We start from the raw sequence: 18,435 nt of genomic DNA, 5'->3' as shown, positions 1-18,435 counted from the left end.
CGCTTTACCCACATTAAATTAAAGATAGTCTAAGCCAAGTCATCAATAATAAAATGACTTCATAAGAAAGGAAGGATTTATTATGAAAAAGCTTATATTAATTACACTAATCATTTTACTTACATTTTCAGGATGCAATAATTACTCAAAATCTGATGAACCCATCACAGATAGCAATCAATCAGAATCCACAGAAAATGGCACCTCACCAGAACAAGAAAAATCAAATGATACTGATAATAAGTATGAAAAAACAGCTATAGATTTATTCAACTTATATATAAACAAAGACTTTAAATCCATAATTGATGATACTAATTTTTCTAAAGAATTACAAAATCAATTAAGTGAAGATAATTTAGCAAAAGCAGATACCCAAATTACTGGTTTGGTTGGAGATTTTGAAAAGATTTTATCCACTAACTCAATTACTCAGGATAAAAATACAACAGTAACCATAATAAGTAAATGTAGCAAATCCAATCTCATGTGTATTGTCATGTTTGATGAAAACGAATCCATACTAGGCTTTAATTTATTACCAACCTCTGAAGGAGCTGACCTAGACGTTTCTCTCCCTGAAAATGCAGAAGAAATACCCGTTGAATTTGGTGCAGATGAATACAAATTATCTGGTTTATTGACTGTTCCAAAAGGCAAAGATGAGTACCCGATAGTTATTCTTGTACAAGGTTCCGGACCAAGTGATAAAGATGAGACTATCGGACCAAATAAACCTTTTAGAGACATAGCATATTCACTTGTAAGTAATGGCATTGGAGTTCTCAGATATGATAAAAGGACTTACACTCATAGGAATAAAATAATCGCTAATCAAGATCAATTAACTGTATATGATGAAACCATAGATGATGTAGTCTATGCATATGATTATCTTGTTGACAATAAAGATATCACTGCTAAAGGTATATATATTATAGGACATAGTCTGGGAGGATATTTAATGCCTCGTATAGCTAATGAACTTCCTGATGCAAATGGATACATCTTCCTTGCAGGTTCTGCTAGGCCATTAGAAGATTTATTAGTTTATCAGATTCCTTATCTAGCTAACTTGGATAATATTGTTACTGATGAAGAGCAACAACAAATTGATTATTATAAAAATGTTTATGATCGTGTAAAATCACTTGACGAATCAAGTACTTATACCGCAAAAGATTTAGGAGGCACAGGTAAAAAATATTGGTTGGACCTAAAAGATTATCGACCTACAGTAATGGCACAAGAAATTACTAAACCAATGTTATTCTTGCAAGGGAAAAGAGATTACCAAGTTACTCTAGATGATTTCAATCTATGGAAAGAAAGCTTAGAATCCAAGGATACCGTTACATTCAAATTATATGATGGGCTTAATCATCTATTTATGAAAGGTGAAGGCACTCCTTCTCCAACTGAATATTCCATAGCTTCTAACGTAGATAAACAAGTTACTGATGATATAGCTGAATTTATTTTATCAAATCAATGAATCCAATAGTATAACCGTCAATACATCAATAACTAACAAAATCTAATTGGATCAAGCTAACCAAGCAATTAAGCTACTATGTATAAAAAGGTAAAGACAAATATTTTCATAATATAATATTTGCCTTTACCTTATATTCACTATTAAATATAACCCAAAGCTATAATCCTTTATCTGCCTGCATTAAATTAAACCTTCCACTCTAATATCTTATCAAGAAAACTTATCAACTGCTTACTCTTAGGCTCTCTAAAAATTCTACTGCTTTTGCCACTCTCAATGATAGTATTTTCTGCCAAAAATATGACCTTTTCACAAGAATTTTTTGCAAATCCCATTTCATGGGTAACTATTATAGTATCCAAACCATCATTTTGAAATTCATTAAGCATGTCAAGTACCTCTCCTGTATATTCTGGATCCAATGCAGAAGTTGGCTCGTCCAATAATAAAAGTTTGGGTTTTATAGCGACAGCTCTAGCTATGGAAATTCGCTGTTGTTGGCCTCCAGATAGCTGTGATGGATATTTGTCTTTTTCCTGTACCAATCCAAATCTATCAAACAGCTTACTCGCTATTTGGGTGGAATCATCTTTGTTTATACCAAAAGTATGTATAAGAGGCAGTATAACATTTTCCATAGCTGTCAAATGCTCAAATAATCCTTTTGATTGAAAAACAAATCCAATATTTCTGCGAAAAGCTTGTAATGATTTCTCGTCAAAATTAATTATGTTGCCATCAATATACATTTCACCAGATGTAGGAAGCAATAATCCACCAATGATACGTAATAGAGTTGATTTTCCGCCTCCTGATGGACCAATGATTGCTATAGAATTAATATTATCTTCATAATTGATATTTTCTAGAACTACATTGCCTTCATAACTCTTACAAATGTTTTTTAGTTCTATATTCATGTTTATACCTCCTCTCAAACATTCTAGATAATAATGACACAGCAAAGGTAAGTATAAAATACAAAGCTCCAACAAATATATAATTTTCAAACATCCTGAAATTATCAGCAGTTATCTCCTGTATTGTTTGAGTAAGTTCAATTACCGCAATAACAGATAGTAGGGATGAATCTTTTATAATAGAAGCAAACTGACCAGTTAGAGCTGGCAAAATATGTGACATCAATATGGGAAATGTAACAAATTTAAAAGTTTTTTTAGAGTTAAGTCCTATAGCTCTTGCAATTTCATACTGCTGACTACCAATGCTTTCAAGACCACCTCTTATTATTTCTGATATATATGCTCCTTCAAAGAGTGATAGTATCAGTATTCCAGCTATATATCTATTATTAACTCCCCAAGCCGTTCCTATTATATAATAGAAGAAAAATATTTGAACCAATAGGGGAGTTCCTCTTATTATCTGAATGTATGCCTTACATAGATATTTAATTGTCAGTATATTGGATTTTTGTCCAACAGCGGTAATTGATCCAATCAGTAAACTCATAAATAAGCTACCGATAGAAATGATTATGGTCATATAGAATCCTTGCCATAATCTCTGCCTATATTCTAATAATGTAGAAAAATCTAATTTCAGTCCTATTGCATTAAGGGATAACCACATAAAAAATACTAAAATTAAAATGACTAATACAACACTGATGATTTTATTTGTTAATGTAGGTTTTCTATCTTTTCGTCTCATAATTTCTCCCTAATCGAAAAACCATGGAAAATCAAGCTCATCGAATGTTTGTTTTTCCTCTTTTAGATATTTTTCTGTTATATCATCAAATCCATTATTCTCTTTAAAATCCTTCAAAAAATCATTTATGCTGTTAAGCAATTCAGTATTGTCCTTCTTGACACCAATACCCCAATTTTCGCTATCTTGAAATGGTATCAATAATGCTTTTGTGGTTTCTTCGTTTAATTTATTCTGACGGTAAATTGTTAGCTGGTCATATATGAATGCATCAGCTTTACCTTGTGTAACTTCAACTACACATGCATTTTCAGAAGAAAGTGCGTTAATCTTAGTATTCATAAGGTTATTGGTTGCATATAGATAACCTGTAGTACCTTTTTTTACACTGATGACTTTGCCTTTTTGATTTAACTCTTCAATACTGTTTATATTGGAATTCTTATTCACCAATAAACCAAGATAAGCATCAGCATAAGGCTCTGAGAAATCAATTACTTCTCTTCGTTTTTCGGTTATTGTCATTGATGATATTACAGCATCAATTTTGCCTGTCTGAAGTGAAGGTATAAGTCCGTCCCAATTAATGTTTTCAATTATAACTGGTCTATCCAAATACTCACCTAAAGCTTTTGCTAAATCAACACTTACACCTGTTGGATTTCCTTCTTCGTCTTTTGTTTCAAACGGAGGATAAGCAAGTTCCATACCTATTGTTAACGTATTGTCTTCTGTTTTTGATTTACAACTAGCTAATATCGTCGAACCAAGTAGTATGATTAATACTATGGGTACTAATTTCTTCATAAATTAACCTCCTTTTTCTAACTAAAATTATCTATCATCTTTCTTAATACTTCTCTAAAAATTTCTTTTTCTTCGTCTGCAATATTATTATATTGTCTATTATAAATTTTTTCAGATATGACAACAAAGGCTTGTTCCAAATCCTTACCTTTTGATGTTAAAGATACCCTGTTAACACGTTTATCAACAGTATCTTTAATCATATGGGTATAACCAAGATCATTAAGTTTTTTAACCAAAGTCGTAATGGTAGAAGGATCTTTACCAATGTTACCAGCTAATTCACTCATTGTTAAATTTTCTTTTTCTAAAAGCGATAAGATTATTTTACCATGAGAAGGTACAATTCCCGTAATTCCTTGTTTCTTCAATTCTGAAATTATAAATTGATTTATGAGGACTCTAACCCTTCCAATTAAATATAATGTATTATCAGCTTTCACAATTACACATCCTTTTATAATAAAATACTTGGACATCCAAGTTTATTTTAGATTATACTTGGATATCCAAGTAATGTCAAGTATAAATATATAAAATTTTTTTTACATTTTATTGAAAAATTTTATATTATCTAATAAAAGTATACTCAATTATTAAATTTTTATCAAATACAGATAGTACATATGAATTTCCATTTGGAATAAAAATAAATACTGCATAATAATTTTTTTGAATCATCAATGAAAAACCAATATATGAATAGTTAAATGAGAAATATCATCTGTTTTTTTTAGAACATTAATTTTCATAAAAATCTTTAAATGCAAAGTAATTCTTCGTACAAATAAATAAGGCTAACTCACATAATGAGTTGCCTTGCTTCTAAAAATATAATTTTTTATTCTATATGGCTTGAAAAGTAATAAATTTTGATATTACATAAATAAACTTTATTGATATTAGTCCTTTACTTTAATTTACTCCACATTTCTAGAATTTCTAGTCTTGATCCTTTAGGTTTATCACATTCTTTATCATCACCACAAGAAAAACTCTTAAGTAGTTCACAAGGCATATCTGGACATTGTCCACAATGATCATAACCTTTATCTTGGCAACATTTTGAGACTGGACATGTTCCCCAAAAAGGTTTACCTTTTAGTGCAATACAACCTTGGCAACCATGACTGTACTTGTAATCACATGTATTACACATGGATCCGCAATTAGATTGTATCTCCATGATATCTGTCAATGATATTTCTACACATTCTCTATCCACCCATAATGATAGTCTATCTGCACGAAATTCAATAAGCATATAATTGGGGTCAGTGACACCTTCTGGATAATGATTGATAAACCAATCTACCCACATTGTCTGTTTCACTTTCATATCAGTAATGATATGAGCAGTTCCAATCAATGTTATATTATCATTTCCTTCATGAACGCAAATACTCATCTTATTATTAATAACTATAGCCTTTGCTAAATTGCCATTACTTGCTGTACTGATATGACTATGAAGGATATTAGGTATCCCACAAAAAGAACGTGTTGCAACACTAGGGAATCCATCACCTTTAATATAACCAACATAACCAACTTCACTTTTCTTCAGAATATCATTTGTCTTTTTTATTGTTTCATGTAATCTCACTCTATACACCTCCACGTATTATACCTCCATTATGGCATAACAAACGTGACAGCTGTATGTCATGTTGAGTCAGATATATTGGTTACGGTTAAAATCAGTTATCTCTTTAATTTTTTCAATAAGACACTCAGGTTCATAAACAATCACTTTATCACCAAAACTCAGAACCCAACTTAACATGAAATCAAAATTGGTAAAATCTCTTTCAAAATATAATCTACCGTCATCTTGTTCTATATAACTTTCATTCTCATAATTCTCAACCAGAATATATTCAACACTTTTGTCAAAGGATGCTTTTAATACATAATTACATAAAAAGATATCATCCATTTTTTCAGTTATATCTTTATTGATTTCTTTAAGGATAAAATTATCTTTGGTTATCTGTAAATCCCACAATCTATTAAGCTTATACCATCTAAATTCATTAACTTTATCAGAAAATGCGTATAGATACCAGTTCTGCCACTTATATACTACTTTATAAGGGTCAACAATCTTATTTGATTTACCTCTTCTACTATAATATATGAACTGTATTTTATAGGATTTTTTTACTGCCTCTTGTACCATTCTTATTTTTCTAGAAACACTTTCCGTATAAAAAGAACCTAGTTCTATGTCAATAATATCGTTTATACCACTATTACCTGAGTATAATTTATCTAAAATATTACTTGTATCAGATGAACTATCTATGCTATTAAGTGCATTCAATCCAGTTATTATTTTCGTTAATTCTTCTTTACTCAAGATAGCTTTATCAAAGTTATAACCTTCTTGGATTAATATTCCTCCATTACTGCCCTGGCGGGTAATAATGGGTACACCAGCCATGCAAAGTGTTTCAATATCTCTATTGATAGTCCTTTTGGAAACTTCAAAATGCTCAGCTAAATAAGGAGCTGTAACCTTTCCTTTTCTAGATAATATCAATAATATCCCCATCAACCTATCAATTTTCATCTTAACCAGCTCCATACGTTTTTTCTAATTATATCAAGTATACTTGTTTTTAACAATATTCTATAACTTGTCTGTTTAAAATTACAAAAACTGTTCTTATTCTTATTAATGACCAAAAACAAAAAAAGGCTTATCCCATAATATTAAATCCTATGAAATAAATCCTTTTATTTTTTATGAAAAAGTTATCTTCTTTACTTCAATACCTTCAATAGAATTTAATTTGCTTTCCAATTCTTCACATCCATTATCTTCGTTGAGTTCTAATAGTATGATTCCTTCTTCAGAATCTTGATGTAATCCTAACCTGGTATCAATGATATTACCTTTTTCTGTAAGAACATCTTGCACTCTATCAACTTCTTCTAGTCTATTGCTCACTTTGAATCCTAAAATAGTTTTCATTATAATTACCTGCCTTATTATTAAATAATTTTATATATAGCACTGAAATAGCTATTATATTATCAAGTTATCCAATTACAAATGATTATATACATTTAGTTCCAAATAATGTTATAATTAGAAATAGATAATATATTGATTTGGGGGTTATATCATTGAGAATGTTGAAATATTTATTATCTGAATTGTTATTATATATAATAATAATAACTGGTTGTTCGTCATCTATGCAAACAAGTTTAACTGACAATGAAATCAACACTAATAATGAATCTATAGAAAATAATATGACTGACAAAAAGTCCATAATTAATAATGATGCATCTAGTAAAGAAATCATTCAATCACGTAGTAACTCTGTTAATACCTATGCAGAAAAAAATAATGCTACTAGTGATACATTAACATGTAGCGAGAATCTTGACCAGAAACAAGAAAAAGATCTTGTAAATAAAACTTGTTCAAATAAAGAGGAAATATGGGAGTCTCCTATAAACAGTTATGAATCCATAATGGTTATATCTAATAAAACTGATAAGGACTTTGATTTTAAATATTATGAATGGGGTTATGATGAACAACAATATAGTCAATATGGTTTTAATGGCAAAGCTATATTTATTTCTGAAAATATTGCAGAATTTAATATAACGGATAATTCTTGTGTTGATATATATTCTTCGGTCAAGGGTAAAATTAATTTTAACGATAATCATTCTATAATAACTTACTCATATGAATCTTATGAAAAGCAACATACTATTACTCTAAACAAAAATGACAATACCAACATATTAAATAAAATGCCTTTTTATACTCGTGAATTAATGCTAAACGGTAACAGAATCAATCATTTTTTATTCTATGAACCTAATAGCAGTTTTGGAGAGCCTAATGAAAGTAAAATAATACCCTATATAGGAGATGAAACTTATACAGAGAATATATATGATGGTTATAGTATATCATTTGTTAACCCAGATAATATTATAAAACATATAACTATTGATAAACCAGATATCTGTATTATAAGGGATATTAAAATTGGTGATAGTCTAAATGAAGTCATTGATAAATTTCCAAATGAGCAAAAAGAAATCATTGTGCATTTTGATACACCAGTTAAACCATTATATGGAAATATTAGTCATGGAAGCAATTATGGTATGATTGAATACGTTGATGAAACTCCTAAAAAAATTATCTATTCTTTTGGGGGAGACTATTTAGTATTCCACTTAGATGAAAAACTAGAAATTATATTAATTGAATATTATTATTAACACAATATAGTAGATAGGATCAAAAAATTTGAGGTTACAAGACCTATTTCCACTGTACCAAAAACCATTGAATTGGGAATCAACATTTTCACAAGGAGTATAATGATTAGAGTGGCAGTATCCAACAGGATTTTTAGAAAAACTGGAAGCACCATTCAATTTATATATAGCAAGATGTAGGTGTGTGGGTCAACACTGGTATAATTAGTTATTTGAAATGTAAATTTAGCTGGTCCTCCTGATTTTAATGGTTCTGTTTCCCCTTCTGCTAGGGTAAAATTAGTAACCATGATGTCACAATTTGATTTTGCAGCATAATTAATTACTGGAGTTTTCTTTACCTCTTTATGATTTATTTTTACTGATGTTTTGAATGTGTCATTATTAAGTCGTCTAAACATATTGTCCTTATCTAGTGAATAACTCATTTTTCTTGAACTATCAATCACATAAACACCTTCTCATAGATTATTTATAAATTGCAATTTATATGTTTTAGTTAACTGTGATCGTTAACTTATTTTGATATTAACATTAAATAAGGCGACATTAACACGACATCTTAATTTTTTATATCAAAAAACTGCCAGTAGACTTCTACTGACAGTTTTGTAAATTATATTATTTTACTACTTCAAATTCATTATTGATCCATCCAAGTGGAGCATTAGCTTCCATACCTAATCCACCGTTAAGTGAACAAGCATCATATCCTAATAATCTGAGTCCTGCTACTGTTTGACCTGCTGTCTGTCCAGTATAGCAGTAAACTACTATTTTTTGATCTTTTGGTAGAGTAGAGAATTGTTTTTCCATTCCTGCTCCCCAAGGTATATTCTTGGCTCCATCTATATGGCCTTCGTTGTAATCTTTTTCACCTCTGATTGATAATAGACAGAAATCTTCTTTGTTATCAACCATATCTTTTAAATCTTCTTCTGATACTTTATAATTCTTGAATTTAGTATCTTTTACTTCTGCTAATCCGTTATAGTATTCTGTTAATGCTGTCTTAACTTCTTCAGGCACATCATAATTTTCGTCACCGAATTCATTAACTGTTTCTTCTATAACATCTTCATATCCCTCAACTTTAGAAATACCAAAATTAAATCCTAAGTTAACACTTCTTGCATTGATTCCAGCTAAATTCAATGTCATTACTGCTTGACCTGCTGTCTGTCCTGAATAACAGTAAATGAATACATCTTTGTCTTGTGATATTTTTGTGATGTTTTCTGCGATAGCTGGTCCCCAAGGTGCATTGTAAGCTCCTTTTACATGACCTTTTTTGTAATCTTCTGCTGTACGAATATCTACTATTACCATGTCATCATCAGCTTTTACTTTATCTATGAATTCTTTTTGGCTTATTTTGTAGATATGCTCAGGCATATTTGCGAAATAAGCATTAACTCCTTCTTCAATAGAAAAAGCTTCATTGCTATCTTTTTCTTCATCTTTTGCAGCATCACTTTCTGAATCTTTGGATGTATCATCTTTTTCATCGTCTGTAGAATCTTTTGATGTTGTAGATTCAGTATTATTGCCTAAATCCATTGAACTTGTAGAATCTTTATCTTTAGAACCACAACCTGCAACGCTTAATACCATTACTACCAATAAAAGTAATACTATTAATTTATTAAGTTTTTTCATCATGTTCCCTCCATATTTAATAAAATTAAGTATATAAATTTATGATGATCTATGAAGCATCTTGAGCACTAGGTACTGTGGTTTCTTCTTTTTCTGTTGGCATATCGCCAGAAGACCATTCCAACCATGCTCCATCATATACTTTTACATTTTCAAAACCAGCTTCATCAAGTATTAGTGCTGTTTGAGCAGCACGGAATGATGATTTGCAATAGAGAATTATTGTATCATCTTTTTCAAGACCTAAATCATTATAGAATAGATAAGTGTCTCTAGCTGATTTGAATGTTCCATCAGTATATAAATTCTTTGTATGAGGATAGAAAATAGCATTTGGTATAGCACCCTCATCATATTCTGCTTTACTTCTTACATCTATAATTTTTTCTTTACTTTTATCATTTTCAGCAATAGCTTTTACATAATCCATTGTAGCGATCATGTCTTCATCAGCATCTTTTGCTACATAATCAGTTGATGATAACTCTGGTACTTCAAGTGACATAGGAAGATTAGCAAGTTCTAGACCTTTTTGACCATTATTAATGACTTTCACATTCTCGTGGCCATAAATCTTCAGTACCCACCAAACACGACCGGAGTATACTCCGCCGCTATTATCATAGATATATACTGTACTATCATTAGAAATTCCTTTTTCACTTAGTACTTCTTCAACTTGTTCTTTCGGAGCTAACATACCATTAACAGGTTCTGATATAGTAAGCTTATCTGGATTAAGACTTATAGCACCTTCAAGATGTCCTTTTGCATAGTCTTCTTCGGATCTAGCATCAATAACTATAACATCACTATTATTCATAGTTTCTTTGACTTCAGTTGGTTCTACAACATTATTACTTCCTTCATAACTTGTTTTATTACAGGAAGTAAAAAGCAAAACAAACACAATAAGCAGAGGAATCAAAATACCTCTTTTATGTTTAGTTTTGAAGTTCATGCCTAACTCCTCCTATATATTTTTGACTTATATCATTAGTTCCATGTTCCACTAATCAAGGCAAAAATATTTTTCTGAATTATATTAGTATCCATACTGTAATGTAGAATACAAGATTAACATTTATGTCATGAATCAATGGTATATAGTCTTATAACTCAAACTATTTCATTCAATCCATCTATTAAGTCTCTTCGTTGTAATAATTCGTTAGTTATTTAACAGCTAACATTGTTAAATAATATACAATCCGGGAAATTGTTAATCACAACACTTTTTCTTATGAATACAATTATACACCATAAACATGGCAATGGTTATAAGATTTACTGATACAACATTTAATACTTTAATAGGGTAGGCAACATGTATTTTATTAAAGGGTTATGATATAATATAGTAACTATGTTAATAAAAATGCAAACTGCCAAAATATGTAATCAAAGGATTGAATGTGATGAATAAATCTAAAAAATATACTTTTATAATTGTTCTATATCTAATATTATACTTTATCATTAGTTTGAATTATCTAGAAATATTTCCCTTTGTTCATTCAGATGAACCTTGGCTTAGTGGATTAACAAGAAATATGATGGAGAATGGATCAATCTTTGCTACTGAAACTTTTTTTGATCTGTTTCCTAGGTTTCCTCATTGTATAAAAGTATTGTTTCATTTGATTCAGATGCCTTTTATACTTATTTTCGGTTATGACATTTTCTCTGTAAGATTGATTTCTCTTATATTCGGTACAATTTCTTTGTTATTGTTCTATAAAATATGTTGTAAGTTGTTTGGTAACTATTTGTATTCCATTCTTATCACTGTATTATTGAGTTTTAATATACAATTCATATATGCTTCCCATTTCGCTAGACAGGAAATTATTATTGTGTTTGTCTTAATGCTTGGATTTTATTATTATCTATCAAGAAGTAGGGGTGGAAATACTCATATATTTCTTGGACTCATCATAGGTTTGTCAGTTGGTATTCATCCTAACAGTTTTGTAGTAGCTATTGTTTTTGGGTTGCTGTATGTGATTGATATAATCTATAAGCATAAAAAAGTGCGTAATCTATTAATTTTGATTGGGACAACTGGTTTGACTGCATTGATATTCGTAATATTGAGTTTTATAGGTGATGCTGATTTTATCAGTCATTATACTAGTTTTGGAGAATCATTGGGAGTATCGTCTAGCATAATTGATAAAATATTAACAATGCCTAATTATTATATGAATTTGTTTAATGGAATTAGTGGTACTTATTATACACCACCTATAAAAGTATATCTTAATGTGTTTGGTATTGTATTTCTTATTTCCATTGTTTATCTGATTATTAGTCGTTTAATCAAGAAAGTTATTGATGATGATTGTTTGCCTGATAACTTGATGATTCTGAAATTATTGATATGTATTGTTGGCATTAATATAGGTTTTATAATAATAGGTAGATATAATCAGACTAATGTTGTCTTTGTTTTTCCGTTTTTCTATTTACTTGTATTTGCGCTTTTTAGCAACATTATCAATTATAGTAAGAAGTTTATGATTATATTTATGGTAATATTGATTGGTTTTTCTTTCTATCTTACTTTTGAAGAGTGTAGTGTGTATGGTCGTTATGATTATAATGATTATCTTGATGAATTAGAGATTATTCCTCAAGGGGTTAAAACACTTGGTAATCTTAATATGGAATTCTATTTTGAGAATGGTATGTTATTGGATTATAGAAATTTGACATATTTGGAAGAGAATAATATGTCTTTTGAAGATTATATAAACCATAATAACATTGAGTACATTGTATTTATGGAAGAATTGGATTATATCCATAGAAATAGTGGATGGAGTATTTTGTATGGGGAAGATTATTATTATGATGATATGAAGAGGTTTATTGAAGAGAATTGTAGGTTGGTTCATGAGTTCAGGGATTCTTTGTATGGGATTAGGATAAGTAGGTATATGATGGATTATGAGTGGGGGGTGTGGATTTATAGGGTAGAGAAGTGAGAGATTAGTTTGTTGTTAGGAGACAACGGTTTTGTAGGGAAACCATATATAGTGATAATCACTCTAGTTACATTTGTTGCTTTTATCTGATTTGAAGAAATGGCAACAAGCTGTAAAAGTCGTTCTTATCACTATATATGGTTTTTGTATTTTGGTGGGGCTCTTAAGTATGTTGGGAAGAGATTTTAGTGTATATTAGGATTGATTTATGTGGGGTATTATTATGCTGTACTCAGTACTCATATCTTTATTATACTTAATCTAGTTGTTTTATTATCATTTATTATAAAATTTTAAAATTCTTTTAGTGTGTTAGAATATTATATTAGCTATATATTTTGGTACAGGCTTTTTCCATTCTTCCGAAGATAAGGTCTTCCATGATCATGCCTATGATTATTATTACTAATAGGCCTGCGTACATTCCGGCGGTATCCATGTAGACTCTTTTTTCGAAGATAAACCAACCCAGGCCGCCAAATGGGCCGATGGCTCCGAAGACCATTTCGGAGCTGATTAGTGCTCGCCATGATCTGGACCAGCCGATTTTTAAGCCTGATACTATATGCATTAGGCTGAGGGGGATAAGTACATAGTAGAAGATTTGCCAGATGTTCATGCCTAGGTTTTTGGATACTTCTATATATTCTTTGTCTACTGATCTGAAGCCTGTTTTCATGTTGATGGTCATAGGCCATAGTACCGAGTGTATTATGATGAAGAGTATGGCTTTTTCTCCTACACCGAACCATATTATTACTAGTGGTAGGAGGGCTATTCCTGGAAGAGGGTGGAGTATGCCTATGATGGTATCTAGGAAACTGCTGAATTTCTTGAAGAAATAGTCTAGGAAGCTGAATAGTACAGCTAGGATTATTCCAATAATCAAACCTTTCAGTATGATTATGAATGAGAATCCTACCTGCATCAGTAAATCACCTTTTGTAATACTACTGGCAAGTGATTTTATTATCTGTTCTATTGAAGGGAATATTTGTCTGGCATACATATTGGAGTAATAAACGGCTTCCCATATGATTAATATCAGTCCTAACCACATTATTCGATGTAAGTATTTTTTTCTCATTGCCATATGACCTCTTCACTTTTGTAGGATTTTTCCAGGTAGTTGTTCCTTACCATGAAATCTATGAATTCATCAACACCTTTAATGTCTGTATAGTATTCCATACCTTCATAGTTGATATAACTTTCTACTTTTTCTTTATCCATTTGGTATAAGTCTGATAATATATCAAGGGTTTCTTCTTTATTGTTTTCCATATATTCTATGGTTTTTTTTACTGCTTCTTTTATAGCATTATATTCTTCTTGGTTGTTTTTATAGAAGTCTTCTGTACAAGCTCCTGCTATGAAAGTGAATTCGGTCCCCATTGCTTCTTCACCAGATACAACCATATGATTGTCTTCATCAGCTAATTCCTCGAACAGATAGGGTGGTGAAGTAAAGTGTGCTTTTATATCTTGTTTGGCAAATAGTGCGGAGAAACCGTCAGGGTGTTTCATAGAGACTAATTGATTATCTAGAGCATCTGCTTTATCTAGTTCTTTTTCACATGCCATAGCTAATAGTATGTGTTGTATACTACCAGGCTGTGGAAGAGCTATTTTATCTGTTGGTGCGAAGTCTTTTAGTGATTTTATATTAGGGTCATATGTAACTAAACCTATAGGACAACTAGAAAGACCTGTCATCATTTTCCATTTCATACCATTATCTAGTGCTATTAAAAAGGGTGGTATTCCCATAAAACCTACATCTAGATTGTCTGCCAGGACAGCTTCACGTATAGCTGCTGTATTGGAGAGTTTAACCCATTCGATTTTATTGTTGGGGAGAGCTTCTTCTAGGAATCCTTTTTCTTTCATAATCTGGATGGGAGCATAGGCTAGACCATATTGTTGGGCAATTTTTACAGTATTATCATGTTTTTTTCCACAAGCTGTCATTAATAACATGATGATTATTATTGCCAATATGAATTTTGATTTCATTACATGTCATCCTTTCTGTCTATAATAATACTTGTTGCTATATGAATATTTAGTTATATATAGTTAACGATAGTTGGTAGGTCAGGGTATAAGTGTTAATAATCACTTGCCTTACCCTGAGAAACGGTCGGTCTGCGTGATTATTAACACTTATACCCTTCGTTGTAACCAAGGGGAAGTTAAAGGATTATTTAGTTTAGTAAAATAAGTTTTGCATTTTATATTAAATATTATTCTACATAACGTTTATAATGATGTCCATTGATAATTAGATTGTTGCCTTGGTTATCTAGCATTAGCATTTTTTTGTAGACATTATTTACTTTGGTTTGTATATCTTCGTTGCTCTTTCCTGTTACAATAACATAACCAGCTCTTACAGAAGCATTTTCCATAGGTTTGATATAGTCATTTTCTTTATAATTGTAGTTCATGTTATGAACACCATCTAATTCTAGAATATCTTCTTTTGGGGTAATTGATGTTACGGTACCAGAGTTAGCGAAGAATAGTTGTACGGTGAGATGGTTTTTGTTGTTTTTCATGTCGTATTTTTCTAGTTGTGTATAATCTATATCTTGTCCCATAATACCGTCTATAACCATTTTAAGTATATCTACACCTGTTATAAGTGGAATGAATTCATCTTCGTATGCGCCACCGATTCTACAGGCGATTTCATTGACTTTTATTCCTTCGTCACCAACGAACATTTGGAAATATATTGGTCCTTCTGATATATGGAAGGCATCTACAATTTTTTGTGTCAGATCTATGAATTCGTCTTTATATCTTTTATAATGTTTTGATGGAAATTCATGGGATGAGCATATTCCTATGTTTTTATCGTCTCCAAAAGTGACTCTATCAGTTATTGTCAGTACTTTTGCTTGTCCGTTCCTGACCCAGCCACTTACAGTTATCTCATCATTCTTGTAGTAGCTTTCAACTAGAATGGCATCTTCTCTGGAATATTCTATGACATCATCAAAACGTTTTCTCACGTCTTTTATGGTATTTAGTTTAAATATTCCTCTCTGACCTTGAGAATCAAAGGGTTTTACTACAACAGGGAATTTCAGTCCTTGTAATTCTTCATCTTTGAAATCTTTTTTTATTATACGATAATCTGTAGTGGGTATATTGGCTTTTTTGTATTTTTCTTTCATATACCGCTTATTGGTCACTCCATAAGCTGTATCTACTGATATAAACTGAGGTAACCCCAGTTTTTCTGCAATTCTATTGACTGTATATACAGGTTGGTCTGTACCTGTAGTCATTATACCATCAATGCTGGCTTTTTCAGCGACTTCTAGACATTCGTCATAATCGAAAGTACTTGCCAAACCACATTCATCTGCGATTGATTTTCCAGGTGAATCGGTATAATAATCTGTGGCCAATACTTTATAACCCATTTTTTTAGCTCTTTTTATAGCATTAAGTTGAGCACCAGATGCGCCTAATATCATTAATTTCATGACTGTAATCTAATCCTTTCATTTTGCTCAAGCTATAGATATCCATGAGTTTCTTGCCTGAGCTATTTTTCCGTTCTTTTATTAGCTACATGTATATTAACATTCAGATATATTATTTCAATATCTCATCAATTATATATTGGGGAGAATTTTTTTTATATCTGTTGAACAATTTCATATTACCATAATATACTAAAATATTGAAAAACAGTTTATATAATTTCCTAAAATCATAATTGGATTTTCCATATATTCTATTATAGTAAGGAACATATACGTTTCCAATGTTTCTGGTATATTTCAGTATAGATGCTGATAGATATACACAAGAGGCTTCTTCTTTGGCAATCTTATCAACAATACTTCTTTTTATTATACGAAATGAAGTCAGCTTGATATTGAAAGGCTTTCTGAGTATTAGAGAAAACATTAGCTCTTTCAGTTTCGTGCCGATACTTCTATAATTCTTATGAACCCTTGTATCTGGTATGCCATATACCACATCATAACCTTGATTCAATTTTTTTATTAGAGTCATGATATCCTTTGGCATGTTCTGGAGATCATCATCTATAGTTACAAAATAATCTCCATGACCATGTCTAAGTCCACATAACAAAGCATTCTGCTGTCCGTAGTTGTGTTTCAACTTGATACATGTTATATGTTCATACTGTTTGTTAAGACTTTTCATGATTTCATAACTTTTATCTATGCTATAATCATCTATTAAGATGATTTCGTAATCTATATTACTATCCCCTATCACCTTGATAATTTTTTCACAAACTTTTTTTATGGTTTTTTCACTATTATATACTGGTATTATTATTGATATCATAGTGATTCCTTTCTTCATTACCTCAGATTTCTTTAATTGCATCAATGATTTTTTCTTCTACTTTGGATAGCTCTTCTTCTGTCATATCAGCATATATGGGGAGTCTTACAAGCTTTTTATACAAGTCCCTTTCGTAAGGGAAATCATTTTCTTGATAACCTAGTGCTAATCCCATTTTACTTAGATGCAATGGGACAAAATGTCTATACGCCATAATATCATTATCTTTTAATATATCAATGAATCCATCAGCATAATCAGCTTTCTTGAATATAATATAAAAAATGTGGGCATTAAAATCTTCTTCGTCATTTCCTTTAGAATAGAAAAAGATTTTATCAGACTTTATCTTATCCAACACATTCACATATCTATTGAATATGTTTAGCCTCTTTTTATGAATGATATCCATACTTTCCAGTTGTGCGTATAAATAAGCCATTAACATCTCAGATGGGCAATAACTAGAACCTACATCAACCCATTGATAGAATTCCACATTTTTATTATTGAAATCTATTCTGTTAGTACCCTTCTGCCTTATATATTCTGCCCTTCTTATAAGATGTTCATCATTGGAATTAATCAGAATGGCTCCGCCTTCACCACAAGAAACGTTTTTGGTTTCGTGAAAACTATAACATCCAAAATGTCCTATAGTACCTAGCTGTCGTCCCTTATAAGTACTGAACAATCCCTGAGCTGCATCTTCAATGACAAAAAGGTCATTTCTATTGGCTATATCCATTATCTTATCCATATCACATGGGCTTCCTCCATAGTGAACCACTATAATGGCTCTAGTCATGGGAGTTATTTTTTCTTCTATCTTGGAAGTGTCTATACATAAATCATCATGATTGACTTCAGTAAATACAACCTTTCCCCCATCAGCTAATACACAATTGGCTGTGGACGGAAAAGTATATGAGGGCATGATGACTTGCTCATCTTTCTTCAGGTCTATCAGCTTTACTGCCAATTCAAGTGCATGGGTACAAGAAGTGGTAAATAATAGATTTTTTGCATTTAATCTCTTTTCTAACAGTTCTCTGCATTTACTGGTATAATAACCGTCTGCTCCTATCTTTCCACTTTTTATCACATTATCTATGTTTTCTATTGCCTTATATGTATAATAAGGTTTGTTGAAAGGTATTTCCAATTGTAACCACCTCTAGTAATTATTTAGCTTTTTATTAA

At 30.8% G+C, this 18,435-nt stretch carries 18 protein-coding genes; 3 read left to right on the top strand and 15 right to left on the bottom strand.

Features of this window, described 5'->3' with window-relative positions; all coding sequences use genetic code 11:
• Window positions 1–82: 82 nt before the first annotated feature.
• Complete coding sequence (locus QMG30_RS22945; RefSeq protein ID WP_281819446.1) at window positions 83–1,495, top strand: prolyl oligopeptidase family serine peptidase; 1,413 nt, start codon at window positions 83–85, stop codon at window positions 1,493–1,495.
• Between the two features lie 188 nt (window positions 1,496–1,683).
• Here the strand turns inward: QMG30_RS22945 and QMG30_RS22940 are convergent, their stop codons facing one another.
• From QMG30_RS22940 to QMG30_RS22910, 7 genes are all read right to left on the bottom strand, one after another.
• On the bottom strand, window positions 1,684–2,418 hold the full coding sequence (locus QMG30_RS22940) for an amino acid ABC transporter ATP-binding protein (protein WP_281819445.1): 735 nt from the start codon (window positions 2,416–2,418) through the stop codon (window positions 1,684–1,686).
• Entirely contained in the window at window positions 2,390–3,172 is a 783-nt protein-coding gene (locus QMG30_RS22935) for an amino acid ABC transporter permease (RefSeq protein ID WP_281819444.1), read from the bottom strand. The genes QMG30_RS22940 and QMG30_RS22935 overlap by 29 nt, the downstream gene beginning before the upstream one ends.
• 9 nt (window positions 3,173–3,181) lie before the next feature.
• Window positions 3,182–3,979 (bottom strand): transporter substrate-binding domain-containing protein, encoded by a 798-nt coding sequence (locus QMG30_RS22930; protein WP_281819443.1) that lies wholly within the window; start codon window positions 3,977–3,979, stop codon window positions 3,182–3,184.
• 17 nt (window positions 3,980–3,996) lie between these two features.
• Window positions 3,997–4,422: a MarR family winged helix-turn-helix transcriptional regulator gene (locus tag QMG30_RS22925; RefSeq protein ID WP_281819441.1), complete on the bottom strand. Its 426-nt coding sequence runs from the start codon at window positions 4,420–4,422 to the stop codon at window positions 3,997–3,999.
• A gap of 467 nt (window positions 4,423–4,889) precedes the next feature.
• The gene (locus QMG30_RS22920) at window positions 4,890–5,585 is read right to left on the bottom strand and encodes a DUF3795 domain-containing protein (RefSeq protein WP_281819440.1); all 696 of its coding nucleotides are present in this window, start codon (window positions 5,583–5,585) and stop codon (window positions 4,890–4,892) included.
• 69 nt (window positions 5,586–5,654) lie between these two features.
• On the bottom strand, window positions 5,655–6,554 hold the full coding sequence (locus QMG30_RS22915; RefSeq protein ID WP_281819439.1) for a helix-turn-helix transcriptional regulator: 900 nt from the start codon (window positions 6,552–6,554) through the stop codon (window positions 5,655–5,657).
• Between the two features lie 174 nt (window positions 6,555–6,728).
• Window positions 6,729–6,959 (bottom strand): hypothetical protein, encoded by a 231-nt coding sequence (locus QMG30_RS22910; protein ID WP_281819438.1) that lies wholly within the window; start codon window positions 6,957–6,959, stop codon window positions 6,729–6,731.
• Window positions 6,960–7,114: 155 nt separating this feature from the next.
• Between QMG30_RS22910 and QMG30_RS22905 the strand changes: the two genes are divergently transcribed.
• The gene (locus QMG30_RS22905) at window positions 7,115–8,242 is read left to right on the top strand and encodes a hypothetical protein (protein WP_281819436.1); all 1,128 of its coding nucleotides are present in this window, start codon (window positions 7,115–7,117) and stop codon (window positions 8,240–8,242) included.
• 155 nt (window positions 8,243–8,397) lie between these two features.
• On the opposite strand, the gene QMG30_RS22900 is transcribed toward QMG30_RS22905, so the two are convergent.
• The 3 genes from QMG30_RS22900 to QMG30_RS22890 all read right to left on the bottom strand — a co-directional run bounded on the left by QMG30_RS22900 (window position 8,398) and on the right by QMG30_RS22890 (window position 10,862).
• A complete protein-coding gene (locus QMG30_RS22900; RefSeq protein ID WP_281819434.1) occupies window positions 8,398–8,691 on the bottom strand; it encodes a hypothetical protein in 294 nt (97 codons plus the stop codon).
• A 172-nt stretch (window positions 8,692–8,863) separates the two neighbouring features.
• The gene (locus QMG30_RS22895) at window positions 8,864–9,901 is read right to left on the bottom strand and encodes a rhodanese-like domain-containing protein (RefSeq protein WP_281819432.1); all 1,038 of its coding nucleotides are present in this window, start codon (window positions 9,899–9,901) and stop codon (window positions 8,864–8,866) included.
• 49 nt (window positions 9,902–9,950) lie between these two features.
• Window positions 9,951–10,862 (bottom strand): sulfurtransferase, encoded by a 912-nt coding sequence (locus QMG30_RS22890; protein WP_281819430.1) that lies wholly within the window; start codon window positions 10,860–10,862, stop codon window positions 9,951–9,953.
• Window positions 10,863–11,319: 457 nt separating this feature from the next.
• Between QMG30_RS22890 and QMG30_RS22885 the strand changes: the two genes are divergently transcribed.
• Complete coding sequence (locus QMG30_RS22885; RefSeq protein WP_281819429.1) at window positions 11,320–12,891, top strand: ArnT family glycosyltransferase; 1,572 nt, start codon at window positions 11,320–11,322, stop codon at window positions 12,889–12,891.
• 325 nt (window positions 12,892–13,216) lie between these two features.
• Here QMG30_RS22885 and QMG30_RS22880 read toward each other — a convergent pair whose 3' ends face one another.
• The 5 genes from QMG30_RS22880 to rffA all read right to left on the bottom strand — a co-directional run bounded on the left by QMG30_RS22880 (window position 13,217) and on the right by rffA (window position 18,397).
• Window positions 13,217–13,984 carry an ABC transporter permease gene (locus tag QMG30_RS22880; RefSeq protein WP_281819428.1) on the bottom strand — a complete coding sequence of 256 codons (768 nt, stop codon included), beginning with the start codon at window positions 13,982–13,984 and terminating at the stop codon, window positions 13,217–13,219.
• Complete coding sequence (locus tag QMG30_RS22875; protein ID WP_281819427.1) at window positions 13,975–14,907, bottom strand: ABC transporter substrate-binding protein; 933 nt, start codon at window positions 14,905–14,907, stop codon at window positions 13,975–13,977. The genes QMG30_RS22880 and QMG30_RS22875 overlap by 10 nt, the downstream gene beginning before the upstream one ends.
• Window positions 14,908–15,137: 230 nt before the next feature.
• Complete coding sequence (locus QMG30_RS22870) at window positions 15,138–16,391, bottom strand: ATP-grasp domain-containing protein (protein WP_281819424.1); 1,254 nt, start codon at window positions 16,389–16,391, stop codon at window positions 15,138–15,140.
• 112 nt (window positions 16,392–16,503) lie between these two features.
• On the bottom strand, window positions 16,504–17,274 hold the full coding sequence (locus tag QMG30_RS22865; protein ID WP_281819479.1) for a glycosyltransferase family 2 protein: 771 nt from the start codon (window positions 17,272–17,274) through the stop codon (window positions 16,504–16,506).
• A complete protein-coding gene (gene rffA, locus QMG30_RS22860) occupies window positions 17,255–18,397 on the bottom strand; it encodes a dTDP-4-amino-4,6-dideoxygalactose transaminase (RefSeq protein WP_281819422.1) in 1,143 nt (380 codons plus the stop codon). Before rffA ends, QMG30_RS22865 begins: the two co-directional genes overlap by 20 nt.
• Window positions 18,398–18,435 lie beyond the last annotated feature (38 nt).

Origin of the sequence: Vallitalea longa (assembly GCF_027923465.1) — a bacterium.
Classification (GTDB): Bacteria; Bacillota; Clostridia; order Lachnospirales; family Vallitaleaceae; genus Vallitalea; species Vallitalea longa.
The sequence above is the reverse complement of the archived record's forward strand: the minus strand, read 5'-3'. Positions and strand labels throughout refer to the sequence as shown.